The sequence below is a fragment of the Streptomyces sp. Mut1 genome, assembly GCF_030719295.1.
Classification (GTDB): domain Bacteria; phylum Actinomycetota; class Actinomycetes; order Streptomycetales; family Streptomycetaceae; genus Streptomyces; species Streptomyces castrisilvae.
Window position 1 is genome coordinate 6679314 of the sequence record NZ_CP120997.1, and the last position, 14893, is coordinate 6694206.

Annotated in this window: 7 protein-coding genes; 6 read left to right on the forward strand and 1 reads right to left on the reverse strand. The window is 75.5% G+C overall.

Features of this window, described 5'->3' with window-relative positions; translation table 11 throughout:
- Window positions 1-30: 30 nt before the first annotated feature.
- Genes P8A18_RS29005 through P8A18_RS29025 form a run of 5 tightly spaced genes read left to right on the forward strand, consistent with a single transcriptional unit; the run spans window position 31 to window position 13154 of the window.
- Window positions 31-891, forward strand: a complete 861-nt coding sequence (locus P8A18_RS29005) for a DUF4132 domain-containing protein (RefSeq protein WP_306059254.1) — start codon at window positions 31-33, stop codon at window positions 889-891.
- Window positions 888-6050 carry a hypothetical protein gene (locus P8A18_RS29010; protein ID WP_306059256.1) on the forward strand — a complete coding sequence of 1721 codons (5163 nt, stop codon included), beginning with the start codon at window positions 888-890 and terminating at the stop codon, window positions 6048-6050. Before P8A18_RS29005 ends, P8A18_RS29010 begins: the two co-directional genes overlap by 4 nt.
- Window positions 6047-7270 (forward strand): AAA family ATPase, encoded by a 1224-nt coding sequence (locus P8A18_RS29015; protein ID WP_306059258.1) that lies wholly within the window; start codon window positions 6047-6049, stop codon window positions 7268-7270. The genes P8A18_RS29010 and P8A18_RS29015 overlap by 4 nt, the downstream gene beginning before the upstream one ends.
- Before the next feature lie 2 nt (window positions 7271-7272).
- Window positions 7273-11310: a vWA domain-containing protein gene (locus P8A18_RS29020; RefSeq protein ID WP_371933727.1), complete on the forward strand. Its 4038-nt coding sequence runs from the start codon at window positions 7273-7275 to the stop codon at window positions 11308-11310.
- The gene (locus tag P8A18_RS29025) at window positions 11307-13154 is read left to right on the forward strand and encodes a hypothetical protein (RefSeq protein ID WP_306059260.1); all 1848 of its coding nucleotides are present in this window, start codon (window positions 11307-11309) and stop codon (window positions 13152-13154) included. Before P8A18_RS29020 ends, P8A18_RS29025 begins: the two co-directional genes overlap by 4 nt.
- A 58-nt stretch (window positions 13155-13212) precedes the next feature.
- Here the strand turns inward: P8A18_RS29025 and P8A18_RS29030 are convergent, their stop codons facing one another.
- Window positions 13213-14340: a DUF2776 family protein gene (locus P8A18_RS29030; protein WP_306059262.1), complete on the reverse strand. Its 1128-nt coding sequence runs from the start codon at window positions 14338-14340 to the stop codon at window positions 13213-13215.
- 205 nt (window positions 14341-14545) lie between these two features.
- Here P8A18_RS29030 and P8A18_RS29035 point away from each other — a divergent pair, with 205 nt between their 5' ends.
- Complete coding sequence (locus P8A18_RS29035) at window positions 14546-14752, forward strand: hypothetical protein (protein ID WP_306061305.1); 207 nt, start codon at window positions 14546-14548, stop codon at window positions 14750-14752.
- Window positions 14753-14893: the final 141 nt, after the last annotated feature.

Genomic DNA, 14893 nt, shown 5'->3' on the forward strand with positions numbered 1-14893 from the left:
GGACGTCCTGGACAACGGGGAGAACAGCGCATGGGGTGGGTTCCTGCGGGCGACTACGAGGTCGCCCTCGATGCGGGCACAGTGGTCTGCCGCAACGGGAAGGGCCGGCGGCTGAAGTCCGTCCCGGCCAAGCTGAAGGACGACCCGGCGGTCGTCGGGCTCAGGCAGCTGACCGAGTGGCTCGACCGGCACGAAGGCCAGTGCCTGACCGATGTCGAGCAGTGGATGGTGCGTTCGCTGCCCGTCCCCACCGCCGTGCTCGCCCGGGTCTGGCCCGACCCGGCGTGGCAGGCGGCCCTGCGGGACGTCGTGGTCACCGGCGCGGGCGGCGGCGTCGCCGGATTCCTGCGCGACGTCGACCCCGACCGCGGTCTCGGCCTCGTCGACCTGGACGGCGACACGGTCCGCATTACCCCGGACGTCGTCAGCGTGCCCCACCCCGTCCTCCTCGACGACCTCGACGACCTGCGGGAGTTCGCGGTCGAACTCGGGGTGAGCCAGAACGTGAAGCAGCTGTTCCGCGAGGTGTGGCGCCGCCCGGCGGGCCTCGCCCCCGACACCAGCTCGGTGGACACCTACGCCGGCGGCACGTTCAAGGAGATGCGCTTCCTGCACGGCCGCGTCACCCAGCTCGGATACCGCTCGCGCGGCGGTTACGCGGTCTGCCCCGTCGTGGAGGACGGCGCCACCGTCGAGGCGCGCATCTGGATCGGCGAGCACGACGGATACGGCGGGTACGACACCGAGACGGGCCCGCTGGGCTGGACCGACCCCACGGGGCGCGCGCTGACGGCGGCCGAACTCGGCCCCGTCGCGTGGTCCGAGGGCATGCGCATGGCGGCGGCGCTCTACGCCGGCCGCGACGTGGAGGACGAGGAGCGGGCGGCATGAGCATCACGACGACGAACACCGAAGCGAACACGACGGCGGCGGGCGCGGCATCCCTCCCCGCCCAGGCCGGGGGCGAAGGCGCCCGTACCCGGATCCCGGAGGTCCGCGCGGCGGCCCTGCTGGACGCGGGCGCGATCCTCCCCGCCGGCACCACCGACCGGGACGACGCCGACGCGCTGACCGCCCGTACCTACACCCACACCGCCCTGGGCGACCGCCCGCTGGTCCGGCTCGTGCCCGGCACGCTCGGCGAGGCCGAGGACCTGGCCCTGGAGTTCCTCGGGCTGACCCGCACCGCCGAGGCCCCCGTCGTGGGCCAGGTGCGCCGCGAGACGCTGGGCTTCCCGGCCTGGGCACTGGTCAACGACCCGGCCAACGGGCACCACGCCCTGGCCCTGGTCAAGGACATCGAGCGGCTGGGCCGGCAGGCCAGGACCCGCGCGGGAGCGGCCAAGGAGGGCTTCGACGCACTCGGCACCACGCTCGGGCGGGCCGTTCCCCACTTCCTCCCCACCTACTACGAGCAGGTGGCACGCCTCTTCCTCCAGGCCGAGAACACCACCTACGCGGCCTCGTTCTTCGGCAAGGCCCGCGAGGCCGAGCGGGTGCACGGCCTGGTCGTGGACGAGGACCGGCAGCGCGCGGTCTTCCTGGAGTTCGCCTTCGCCGGCGCCCTGACCGTCAAGGCGCTCCGGCAGTACGTGCGCGACCTGGTGGCCCGGCTCGAACCGGCCGACGCCTGGGCGCAGTTCCGCCGGCTGCTGGTCGAGCGCTGCGCGGCCGGCATGCCGCCGTACGCGGCGCTGCCGCAGGACGTGCGCGCACTGGTCAAGGGCGCCGGGCTGGACCGCGAGGCCGCCGAGAGCGAGCTGGTGGCCGACCTGATCGGCTCCCCGGGCGTCGTCCGCGCCCCCGCCTCCTTCTGGACCGCCTACCGCCCCGCGCTCATCGCCCTCGCCCGGAGGGACGAGGCCGTGCGCGCCCGGCTCCTCGGCTTCTTCCCGGACACCTTCGGCGAGAGCGGCCGGGACACGGACGGCGAACTCGGCTGGCTCGCGCTGCTGGCGGAGTCCGGCGCCGAGGACCTGCTGACCGGCCTCCCGGACACCTCGGGCAACGCCCCGGCCGACCTGTCCGTCTCCCCGGCGGACTGGCTGGCCCGCTGGGAGGCACACCGCCGGCGCAACCGGGCCACCCCGGGCCGCAGCCCGCAGACCCTCGAACTGGCCTCCCGGATGGCGGACCGGCTGCGCGCCGACGGGCGCCCCGTCGAGCTGTTCCAGGGCCGCTGGCAGCGCACCGCAGACCTGGACCTGTTGGACCTCTGCCTGGCCTCCGGCGTCCCCGTCGCCGTGCCGGACGGCCACGAAACGGAGACATCCCGCTCCTTCGGCCTCCCGGTCGGCCCGTGGCTCACCGACACCGCGCCCGGCGCGCGGGACCTCACTGCGCTCGCCGCACAGCCGGTCCTCCGCGCCCTCCTGCGGCGGAACATCGGCGACCTCGGCACCGGACGCGGCCAGCGCCCGGGCGACACCGGCATGGCGACGCTGGCGGCGCACCCGGTGCTCTCCGTACTCCTGCGGGAATGGCTGACCGCCCACGCCCAGGAGTACGTGGCGGCGCGCGGGCTCCCCGCGCTGCGCACCGCCCTCCACAAGCTCTCGGCGTTCGGCACCGTGATCGCGGACGTCGCCCCGGAAGCCGTGCGCCTCCTCGAAGGCCATGAGGTCGTGCCGCTGCTCGCCTCCACCCTGCGCACCGGCGTCTTCGACGAACTGGGCTGGCCCGCGCTCGACGAGACGTACGCCGAACTGGCCGCCGAAACCGCGACGCGCCCCCGGTCGGAGGGCGTCGGCGTCACCGGAGCCTGGCCCGCACTGATCCTGAACACGCCCGAACGGGCCGTCGTCGTCGGCCCGGAAGGCGTGCTGCTGCGCCACACCCTGCGGCTGCCCGCCACCGTCGACCACTGGCGGACGCCCGCCTTCCGTTACGTCGACGGCGAATTGCTGGTCATCTGGTGGGAGGACGGCAAACAGCGCGGCTACTGGTCGCACCGCCCCGCCGAGGTGTTCACCGTCGGAGGCGAGCAGATCTCCCGCTGGGGCGGCTCCTCGGACGAGGTCTGCCTGCCGCTGCCCGGCGGCGGCCGCGCCACGGGTGGCAAGGCCCTGCACGCGGGCGACACCTCACTCCCGCCGCAGCGCGCCGTCATCTCCGACGGCACCGGTCACTGGCGGGAAGGACACCAGGGCAACCAGCGGGTGTGGCTGGAGTACGACCCCGTCGGCGGTACGCACGGCCGCGCGTCCCTCCCCGCCTTCCTCCGCTCCGGTGTGCGGGACGGCGCCCGGCTGCTCACCGAGCACTGCCAGGTGCTGCCCCTCCAGCCCGGTCTGGAGGCCACCCCGTTCGGCACGGACGGCACGGTCCTCGGCCGCTGGGTCCGGCAGACGGTCACCGAGCCCGGCACGGCCGCCCCGGCCGACGGGCACCGGATCGCCGCCGGCACCCCCGACGGCCACACGCTCAGCCTGCCGTACCCGCTGCCCGGCGGCGGATTCCAGGTGCCGCTCGGCGCCCTCACCCTGCCCGGCGGGGCCCGGCCGGGCATGGTCCTCAACCACCGGTACGTCGAAGCGTATCCGGCGGACACGGACGGCACCGGTGGCAGCCTCTGGGACGTCACCCCGGGATCCTCCGGCGGGGAGGACGCGATGGGCACCCGCTACGTACCTCCCCTCGCCTACTGGCACGCCCTGCGCCCGAGGGACGAGCGGGGCTCCGAGGCCCTGCGGAACCTGACGGACGACCGGGCCGAGGAGCTGTTCAACGAGGTCGTCGACGCCGTCGCCCGGCACCTGGCCGCGTACCGGGCGGTCGAGGAGTACACCGGGCCCTCGGCGCAGGAGCTGAGCCAGGAGGCCGTCGCGCGGGTGCTGCCCGAGGTGACCGACGCACGGCTCCTCGCGGGTGTCACCGGGCTCGTCCGTAACGCGGTGGACCGGGCCGTCGCAACCGTCCGGTACCTGGAACCGCCCGAGCCCGCACAGCCGGCCACCCCCCGTAACACCGCACGCACCCTGGGCATGTTCCACGAATACGATCCCGAGCACGGGGACGACACGACCCTGCGGAACGCCTCGGCCTGGAGCTTCGAGCGGATGCGCGGCGGCTGGTGGAGGGCCGGGAGGCAGTGGACCGCGATCCGGCAGATTCTCGCCGTCAACCATGTCCTCGGCGGCGAGCCGGCGTTCGGCCCGCCCGTACCGTCCAAGGTCCCCTTCAACCCCGGGGACGGCTGGCAGCGGGACGAGTACACCGTGCCCGACACCTCCGCGCTCTGGACCTCTCTGCTCGACAAGCTGCCCCAACTCGCCTACCGGGCGGCCTCCGCGACCACCTCACCCGAGCACCGCACCGGGCTCCTGCTGATGCTGGAAGCCTTCGCGGCGGGCCCGCTGGCCGACCCGGCGGGGACGGTCCGGCAGGTGGAGCTCGTCGAGCCGCTGCTGCCCGGAGGGACGTCCCTGCCGGGACGCCCCGAAGCCGTGCACCGCCTCGGCCAGGTGCTGCGCAGGGGCGCCCGCACCGTCGTGGTCATCGCCGACCGAGGCCGCAACACCCGGGACGACGCGGCACGCTGGCTCGCCCTGGACCACGACCCGACCGGCGCCTTCGATCCCGTACCCGGCTTCACCCTGGACCACGAGTACGTCTACCGGCAGGGCATCGACCGCGACCGGCTCACCCGGCTCACCGCCCTGGTGCGGGAGCAGGGCCCGGCCCCCTGGCGCCCGGAGGCCGCCGAGGCGTTCCACACGGCCACCGGAATCGGCCCCCTCCAGTCCGCCGCCCTGCTGTCGGCGGCCGTCGAGGAGCCGGGCGCCGACGCACTCGCACTGCTCGGGGCGAAGACACGCGCCTTCGACGCGGCCCAGGCCAGGCTGAACGCCCTGCCCCGCGAGGACCGGCACGCCCTGGTGCGCGCCCTGCTGCCCGCCGACCCCGCCGAGCTGTGGTCCACGGGCCCCGACGTCGCGACCGCGGCAGGGGTCTGGCAGGAGCGCCTGGGCTCCCTCGCCCGCGTCCCCGAGGAGCTGGACCTCGACCTGTCGGGCACCAACGCCGGCGACGTCGACCTCGTCCTCAACACGGACTCCCGCGGCTGGCTCTCCCACGGCACCCGTGTCCAGGACGGCACCGGACGGCCGGGGCTGTACCAGGTGGGCGCACGCGGGATCGTCTCCGCGGCCCTGACCGCCCTGCGCACCCTCGCCTACACGCTGCCGTACGGGCACCCCCTGCGGGCACACCTGCCCGTCGGGCTCGCGGCCCTGCGCGGCCGCCTCGCCGACCCGGACCTGCTCCTGGACCTCGGTTCGCTCTGGACCGACACGGGCGGCCCGGTCGGCCCCGCGATCCGGGCCGCGCACGGGCTCCCCGAGGCGGGCGGCGGCGAAGCCGACGGACTGGTCAGGGCCGGTGAGGCGCTGCTCCTGGCCGCCCCCCGAGGCAGCAACGAGAAGGTACTGATCCGCCCTGCCGCACTGGCGGGGCCCCACGACCCGGCGTTCGGCCTCATCGAGGGATGCGCCGGCCGTCACAGCGTCGACGATGTTCTCGCCCTGCGCGCCCTGCTGAGCGCGGAGACCGAGGCGCTGGCCTCGTCGGGTGCCCCTGACGGCTCCCCCTGCCACCCGGCCCAGGACCCGGCGCGAGCGGTGCCGGACCTGGTGGCCGAGGCCGCCGAGACCCTCGGCCTGAGCGCCGACGCCGCCACTCTCTACCTGATGCTGCTCGCCCTGCCCGACCCGACGGACCGCAACTGCGCCCGCTGGACCGAGTGGAAGCCGGCCCGGATCAAGAAGGCGCGGGCGGAACTCGCCGCCACGGACCTCGTTCTGGAGGCCAAGCGCTCCCGCGCCGGCCGCACCCTGTTCCTCCCCTGCGGCTGGCTCGAACGCGGCGCCCCCGGACTGCCGCTGGAGACCTGGAAGGAACGCCTGTACCCCGTGTCCGGGGACACCCGGACCCTGCCCCACCTCCCCGTGCCCGAGCTGTTCGCAGCCGCCTGGGCACGGGTCCGCGGCGGCGACGCCCCCGCGTTCGAAGAACTGGACACCCGCGCAACCCGGAAGGGCCGCCGCCGATGACGGACTACGCCACGACCACCACGGACAGCACCACCACGGGCAGGGCCCCCGGCCGGGTGACGGCGCCCGGCCGGGAGCACCGCCAGGTCACCCTGCCCGAGGACCGGTACGCCACCGAACTGGCCTTCCTCGCCGCCCACGACTCCGGTCCCCGGCCGCCCGGCTGGCTGCTCACCCCGCGCGCCGTCGTCACCTTCGTGATGGGCAGCGCGGGTGAGGCGCTGAGCCTGCCGAAGGGCGCCGTACCCGCGGCCGGAGTGCCGCGCCGCCTGGTGATCGAGCAGAAGTTCGTCGGCGAGCGCGCCCTCGTCGAACGTTGCGTGGTCACCCTCGCCGGAGAGCGCGGTCTCCTCCTCGTCGGTGAACCGGGCACCGCCAAGTCCATGCTCTCCGAGCTGCTGTCGGCGGCCGTCTGCGGCACCAGCGCGCTCACCGTGCAGGGCACCGCGGGCACCACCGAGGACCAGCTCAAGTACGGCTGGAACTACGCGCTGCTCCTCGCCCAGGGCCCCACCGAACAGGCCCTGGTGCCCTCCCCGGTGCTCACCGCCATGACCCGGGGAGCCGTCGCCCGCGTCGAGGAGGTCACCCGCTGTCTGCCCGAGGTCCAGGACGCCCTGGTGTCCCTGCTCTCCGAGCGGCGGATCGCGGTTCCCGAACTGGCGGGCGGCGAGAGCGCGCAGATGCACGCGGCCCCCGGGTTCACCCTCATCGCCACCGCCAACCTGCGGGACAAGGGCGTCTCGGAGATGTCCGCCGCGCTGAAGCGGCGCTTCAACTTCGAGACCGTGGGCCCCATCGGTGACGTGGACGCCGAGACCGCGCTCGTCCGCCGCCAGTCGCGGGCGGCCGTCGAACGGGTGGGCGCCGCCTACCAGGTGGACGACGCGGTACTCGAAGCCCTCGTCACCGCCTTCCGGGACCTGCGCGAGGGGCGCTCCGTGGAGGGCTGGGAGGTCGAACGGCCCTCCACGGTGATGAGCACGGCGGAGGCGGTCTCCGTCGCGGGCTCCCTGGGCCTGGCCGCCGCCTACTTCCCCGGCGACCGGGACGTGCTCTCCCTCCTGCCCGGCCACATGCTCGGCGTCGTCCGCAAGGACGACCCCGCAGACGTGGCACGGCTGCTGGGGTACTGGGACGGTCCGGTACGCAGGCGCGCGGAGCAGGGGTCGGCCACCTGGCGCGCCCTGTGGGACCTGCGCACGGTGCTGGAGAACTGACGGTGACCGAGTCGACCACGCCCGAGCCGCGGCCCGTGTCCGAGACGGCGCCCACCGCGGCGGGGCCCCGGGCCGCCGAGGCGTCGCCCACCGCCGCCGGACCGGCCGCCTCCCGGACGGGGGACCCGGCCGCCGCGCCGGCCTCGCCGGAGGGTGCGGGGACCGCCTCGCCCGAGGCGGCCGCGCCCGCCTCGCCGGAGGGTGCGGTGGCGGCCCTCGCGGCGACCGGGCCGGGGCTGCCGTTCCTGATCGGGGTGCGCCACCACGCGCCCTCGCTGGCGGCCGCCCTTCCGTCCCTGCTGGACGCGGCGGCGCCCGATGTCCTTCTCGTCGAACTGCCCGCCGAGTTCCAGCCCTGGCTGGGCTGGCTCGCCCACGAGGAGACCGAGGCACCGGTGGCGCTGGCCGCCGTGCCCGGCTCAGGACCGGCAGGCGAACGGGGCCCCTCCTTCTACCCGTTCGCCGACTTCTCGCCCGAACTGGTCGCTCTGCGCTGGGCGGCGAGAAACGGGGTCCCGGCCGTGGCCTGCGATCTGCCACTGGCCGACCGGGCGTGGGCGGGAGCCTGTCCGGACACCCCGGCCCCGGCCCCCGCACTCGTGCCGGGGGAGGGGCACGGCCTGTCCGACGCGCTCCGCTCCCGGCTCACCGGCCGGGACGGCGACGACCTGTGGGACCGGCTGGTGGAGACCCTCGCCCCGGGCTCGACCCCCGAGGCGCTCCGCCGCGCCGCCCTGCTCACCGGCTGGGCACTGCGCCACGAGGCGGAGGCACGGGACGGGGTGCGGGGCACGGACCTGGCGCGCGAGGCATGCATGCGCGCCCACGTCGCGGAGTCCCTGGCGAACGGCCGGCGCCCTGCCGTGGTGGTGGGGGCCTTCCACACCCCAGCGCTGCTCGGGCACGCGGCTGGGGGGCCCGTGTCCGAGGCGCCGGGGATGCCGACGGCCGGTGATCCCGCCCCCGAGGGCCACGCGGACGGCGCTGCCGGGCCGGCGGAGTGCACGGTTTCCCTGGTCCCGTACACCTACGCGCTGCTCGACGCGCGGTCCGGATACCCGGCGGGTATCCGCGATCCGGAGTGGCAGCACATCGTCCTGGAGGCCGCCGGGGACCCGGACGCGCTGCACGAGGCGCTGATCCGCACCGCGGTCCGTGTCTGCGCCGCCCTGCGCGAACAGGGCCACCCCTTCGGGCCGGCGGACGGGCGGGAGATCGTCCGGGTGGCCGGTGACCTGGCCCGCCTGCGTGATCTGCCCGCCCCCGGCCGCGGTGAACTCCTGGAAGCCGTACAGACGGTGCTGGGGCGCGGCGAGACCTACGGCACCGGCCGCGCGGTCGCCCGGGCACTCGAACGCGTACTGGTCGGAGCCCGTACCGGGCGGCCCGCGTCCGCCGCCCCGCGCAGCGGACTGGGACCCGCCGTCGAGGCGGAGGCCGAGGCGCTCTCCCTCCCCGGCCCCGGGGACACGCACGAGAAGACGCCGCGCGACCTCCGGCTCGACCCGGCGCGCTCCGTCCTGGACCGGCGCCGCGAACTGCTGCTGCGCAGGCTGACGGTGTGCGGCATCCCCTACGCCCGGGAGCAGGAGGTGACCGGCGCGGCGGGCACGGAAGGACTCACGACGCGCTGGCAGGTGCGGTGGACGCCGGCGACGGCCGCGATGCTCACCGCGGCGGGGGCCCGTGGTGTCACCCCGGCCCAGGCGGCCGAGGGTGTGCTGCGGCAGCGGCACGGGGCCGAGCGTGCGGAGGGCGGCCCGACGGCCGCCCAGGTCGTCCACGGCCTCACCGAGGCCGCCCGGTGCGGGCTTCCCGCCCTGGCCGGCGAACGGCTGACGGAACTGGCGGCCGTACTCCCCGCGAGCGGCACCCTTCCCGAACTCCTCGCGGGGCTCGACCTGCTGGACCGCATCGACGCCGGCCACCTGACGGGCCCGGACGCCCCCGACGGCCCACAGGACCCGGGCGCCGACGCCCCCGCCCGGTCCGCCCGCACCGCGCGGGCTGCCGAACTCCTGACCTCGGCGGCGGTCCGCCAGGTCGACGGCCTGACCGGTTCCGAGGAGCCCGCGGACGCCCGCGCGCTGCTCGAACTGTCCCAGCGCGCCGACCGGGTGGGCGGCATCCGGCTCACCGACGCCCTCGCCCGGCTCGCCGCAGACGGCACCCCGCTGATCGCGGCGGCCGCCGGAGCGGTCCGGGTGCTCACGGGCCACGAGGAGGCCGAGGCCTTCGGCGGGCGCGTCGCCTCCTGGGTGGACGGAGCCGCGGACAGCGCCTCCCGGGCCGCGCTCACCGCCCGCCTCACCGGCGTCCTGACGGTGGCGGGCCCCCTGCTGACCGTCGGCGTCGGAGCCCTGGACCCGTTGCTGCACCGGGTCGTCGAGTTGGACGACAACGCGTTCCTGGCCCGGCTGCCCGCCCTGCGCGGTGGCTTCGACACCCTGAGCCCGGCCGCCCGCGACCGGCTCCTCGACACCGTCGAGGAGCGGCTGGGCGAACGGGTGGACACCCTCGACGCGGACGACCCGGCCGAGCAGGCCCGCCGCACGGCCGCCGACCTCGCGGCCCGCGACCTCCTCACCGGCCTCGGCCTGCCGGTCCCGCCCCCCGCGTACGACCCCGGCCTGCCACCCGCGTACGGCCCCGGCCTGCCACCCGCGTACGGCCCCGGCCGGTGTGCCCCGCCCCCCGGGCCCAGCCTCGGCCTGCCGGTCCCGCCACCCGCGCCCGCGCCCTACGCCGGGTTCCCACCGCTGCCCGGCGACCGAGCCGCGCGGCACCCCATCGACGTACCAGCCGCCGCACCCACACCCGTATCCGCAACCTCCACCGCGGCAGCAACCCCCACCGGGGCCCCAGCCCCCACGAAGGCCGAAACACCCAGCGAGGCCCCGGCCCCCACCCAGGCCGACCCCGTGCGGACCCTCGCGCCCGCCGACCGGTGGCGGCTCGTGCTCGGCCGGCGGCCCGACCGGCTGCCGTCCGGCGCCGGACGCCTGGCGACCGCTCTGGACGAGCTCTACGGCGCGGGACACGGCGAGGGTTCCCGTGGCGGCCTGCCGGGACCCGGTGGCGGTTCGCGCGGCGGCCGGGAGCCATCGTTCCCCGGCGTCCGCGAGTGGTCCGAGGAACTGGCCGCGCTGTTCGGCCCCGGTGTCCGTGAAGAAGTACTCGCCGCGGCGGCCGCGACCGGCCGGCCGGACGTTCTCACCGAGCTCGACCCCGCTGCCGCCACCCCCTCCGTGGAACTGCTCCGCACGGTCCTGCGGTACGCCGGCGGCCTGCCCGAGGCCCGCCTCGCCGCGCTCCGGCCCCTGGTCCGCCGCCTGGTCGACGAACTGACCCGGCAGCTCACCACCCGGCTGCGCCCCGCCCTCACCGGCACGATGCTGGCCCGGCCGACGCGCCGCCCCGGCGGCCGGCTGGACCTGCCGCGCACGCTGCGCGCCAACCTGGCCACCGCCCGCCGGACGGCCGACGGAACGGTCCAGGTGATCCCCGAGAAACCGGTGTTCCGAGGCCGCGGCCGCCGGTCGGCCGACTGGCGCCTGATCCTGGTCACCGACGTCTCCGGGTCCATGGAGGCGTCCACGATCTGGTCCGCGCTGACCGCCTCCGTACTCGCCGGAGTGCCGACCCTGAGCACCCACTTCCTGGCGTTCTCCACGGAGGTCGTCGACCTCACCGGCCATGTGCACGATCCCCTCTCGCTCCTGCTGGAGGTGAGCGTGGGCGGGGGCACGCACATCGCCGCCGGTCTGCGGCATGCCCGCAGCCTGATCGAGGTGCCCAGCCGCACCCTCGTCGTCGTCATCAGCGACTTCGAGGAGGGCGCGCCGCTCGGCGGACTGCTCGCCGAGGTGCGGGCCCTGGTGACCACCGGCTGCCACGTCCTGGGATGCGCGAGCCTCGACGACGCCGGCCGGCCCCGCTATTCGACGGGCGTCGCCGGGCAGCTCGTGGCCGCCGGCATGCCCGTGGCGGCGCTCAGCCCACTCGAACTGGCCCGCTGGATAGGGGAGAAGACCGCATGAACGCCGCCCAGCTGCCACCCGTCGCGCCGGAGGTCACGGCGACGCTGGTGGAGGACCTCTCGCCCCGGCTGCGCAAGCGGCTGGACGCGGCAGTCACCAAGCTCGGCGCCCGTCCGACGCACCGCGACGGGGACACGGTGACGATCGCGGTCGACGACGAGACCGAGCTGCGCCTGCACGCCCCGGGCGGCACGGTGGCGACGGTGGACGCCATCACCTGTGGCTGTCTCCTCGCCCCGGCGTGCGTCCACCGCGCGGCTGCCGCCTGCGCCGCCCCCACGGCCGACCCGGCACCGGACGAGGAGAGGGACCCGGACGCGGAGACGGCGGCGGACCCGGCCGACCAGCTCACCGCGGAGCCCCCCGGCCCCGCCGCCGAGTCCGCCTCCGGCCCGGTCCCCGGACCCGCAGCCGAGTCCACCCCCGACTCCCCGCCCGGGGCGGCGAGCCCATCCGAGCGTGCCGCGGCCGACGCTCTGTGGTCGGCGGGAGCGGCCGTGCTGGAGGCCGGCGTGGACGGGGCCGGTGCCGTCACGCAGTCGGTCCTCCTCCGCGCCGCGCACACCGCCAGGCTCCGGAACCTGCCGCGCCCCGCGGGCGCCGCGCTCTCCGTCGTCACGCTGCTGCGCGCGGCCCGCTCCGGGGACCCCTCCTACCGGACCGCCGACCTCGTCACGGCTCTGGCCGAACTCCTGGGCACCGCCCACCGGGTGGGGGCGGCGGCCGGTGCGGAGCTGGCCGCCGTCCGAGGCCGCGCGCGCCGCCCGTACAGCCCGGAGGGCTCGCTGCGTCTGTACGGCCTGTTCACCGAGCCCGTGGTCACCGACTCGGGGCACGGCGGTGTCCGCACCTGGGTCGCCGCACCCGACGGGCGCCTCTGCACGGTCGGTGACGTGGCCCCCGGCGGCGCCGGGCGCGCCCTGGGCGTGGCCGACCGGGCCGTGCGTCTGGGGGACAGCGCGCTCACCCACCGGGAGCTGGGCCGGGCCGGCCTGGCGGTCTCGGGGGCGACGGTCTCCCCGGACGGCAGGCTGGGCGCAGGGAAGGGCGTCAAGGCCGTCACCGCCCGGGGCGCGGCATGGACGGAGCCTCCGCTCGCCGCCCTGTGGGAGACACCGCCGTCCGAACAGGCGGCCCGCGCCCTGCGGTCCACCTCCCGCTACGCGGACACGGGAGGCGGCGGCAGCGATCTGCTCTTCCTGGAGGTCGAACTTCTCGGCGCGGTCAGGGAGCCGGACGGCGTCTGCCTGCTCGCGCTGTGCGGGGGCGGCGTCCCCGTCCGCCTGGCCGTCGCCGATGACGACCCGGCGCTGGCCCACCGCGACAACCTGATGCTGCTGGCCACGGCGCCGGGTACCCGGCTGAGGATCATCGGCCGCCTGGTGCCCGCTCCCCACCCCCGGCTCACCCTCCTCGCCTGCTCGCACCCGGCGGGCGAGGGCACGGTCGACCTCGGCCTCGACCGCCTTCGCCGCGCGGACCTCCCGGACCCTGCGGCCCCCGTACACCTCGCCCCGGCGCAGCCCGGGGACTGGGGCGCGGACTCGCCGCTGCACCTCCTGGAGCGCCGGATCGACCAGACCGTCCCGGCGGGCCGTGCCGCGCTCGGCATGCTCGGCGACGTCACCGCCGAGGCCGCCCGCCTCCGCCGCGCGGGCCTTCCCACGGCCGCCGGACTCCTCACCACCCTGTGCGCATCGGCGGCCCGGCGCGACCGCGACCACTTCGGCCGCCTCCTCCCCGCCGACACCGACGGCTTCGCCACCAACTGGCTCACCGCGGCCCGCTACTCGGCCGCCGTGGCCGAGTCGCTGTGCGCGGCGGCCTGGGAACCGAGGCGGTAGGCGCCGGGGAGCGGCCGGGCGGGCCCGGGGCGGCGGTGAGCGGACCCGGGACGATCCATCAGGACGGGACCCGGCCGCTGTCGTCGGGAGGACGAGTTCCGCCGGCCTTGCTCGCAGGCCCGTCACTGTCGCCGCCGCTCGTCCCGCTCTCGAGGATGGAGACGATCGAGAACAGCGAGAAGCAGATGCCTCCGAGTCCGACCAGGACCCGTGCGGCGACGACCACCGAGGGGTCGGCGGACTCGAAGAGGAACGTGGACAGGAACAGGCAGAGCAGGGCCGTGCCCACCGGGATCAGTGGTACGCGGTTGGCCAGCGGAGCCGTTCGCCGCCAGACAAGGGCCAGCAGCAGCACCTTGCTCAGGATGCTCCAGCAGATCAGTCCGAGACCGATCAGGACATAGGCGCAGGCGAGCTGGGCGGGCCGGGTGTGGACAGCGATGACGATCAGCCCCCACACGATCCCGATCGCGCCGAGCGCGGCGGCCGCGGGGGGCCAGAGGACACGGTCGCGCGGGGCGTAGGTGTTCTGGATCTGCCGCAGAATACTGGCCACCAGGCCGATCAGGCAGGTACAGACGAGTGCCAGCCCGACCATGACGTGCCCGGCGGTGAAGCGCCCGTTCGGCAGTCCGCCGCCCCCGCCCGCCAGCAGGACAATGGCCCATGCCCAGGTGACCAGGGACGCCAGGGCCGGGAGCGCCAGCAGCGTGCGCACGGTGAGGGGGGTGAAGGGTGCCGGTGAGAGGGGCGGGGACCCCTCGGGCAGCGCGGAGTTCTTGGTGATCTGTACGAACCTGGTGGAGGCAGTGGCCACGGACGAGACGCAGACGCAGATCATGCCGACCCCGAGGACCACGTGCCCGGCGACGAAATCGGGGGGCGGCCGCGGTGTCTCCGTCAGGAGGGACAGTCCGTAGCCGATGGTGACCCCGCTGACCGCGAAGCCGAAGACCGGGTACATGATCCGGTCCAGAGCCGTGTAGCGGTTGATGAGCTGTCTGATGATCGTGGCCGCGGTGGCGAAGAGGCACAGACAGATCGCGGACAGGAAGACCAGCACCAGACCGGCGACGCGTGCGCTCGGTCCGGACGCGTGGGCGAGGACGTAACCGCCCAGGGCGGCCGAAACGGCACCCATGAGGACGGGGATGGCTCGGAACAGGACGCTGATCCTGTAATTCATCAAGCCTCCTGGGAATGGGATCTCAGACCATCGTCGGGCCGCGTTCGGCGGGCTGCCACCGGGGCGGACGAACGGCCTCCAAGGGGTTCGTCCGTACGATGCTCGGGCGTCCTGCCTGACGTACCCCGCCGTCAGCGGCGTGCCGGATCACCCACTGGCCGAGTGGGCCGGGCACACCGACGTGGGGACGACGAGGAAGCGGCACGTGAAGCCGGACGTGAAGGACCCGCTTCCGGCGCCGGAGGTATTGGGGGGAGGACTCGCGCAGGCGCGTGAAGATCGTGACGGACAAGGGTGTGAACCCGTGACCGAGGACAAGACCGAATCACTGCAATACCGCTTCGACGGGCCGGAACACCTGCCGATCCTGATTCTGGGCCCCTCCCTCGGCACCACGTGGCACAGGTTGTAGAAACCGTCCGGGGACGTCTTCGCCAGTCCAGGGCGGACACGAAATCGCAGGTCAGAGGGTTCTGGTCTGGAAAGGTCTGACCAGTTGGTGATTGCTGTGTGATACGCGAGTGATACGACCAGGCGCCATCGAGGTCTGCCC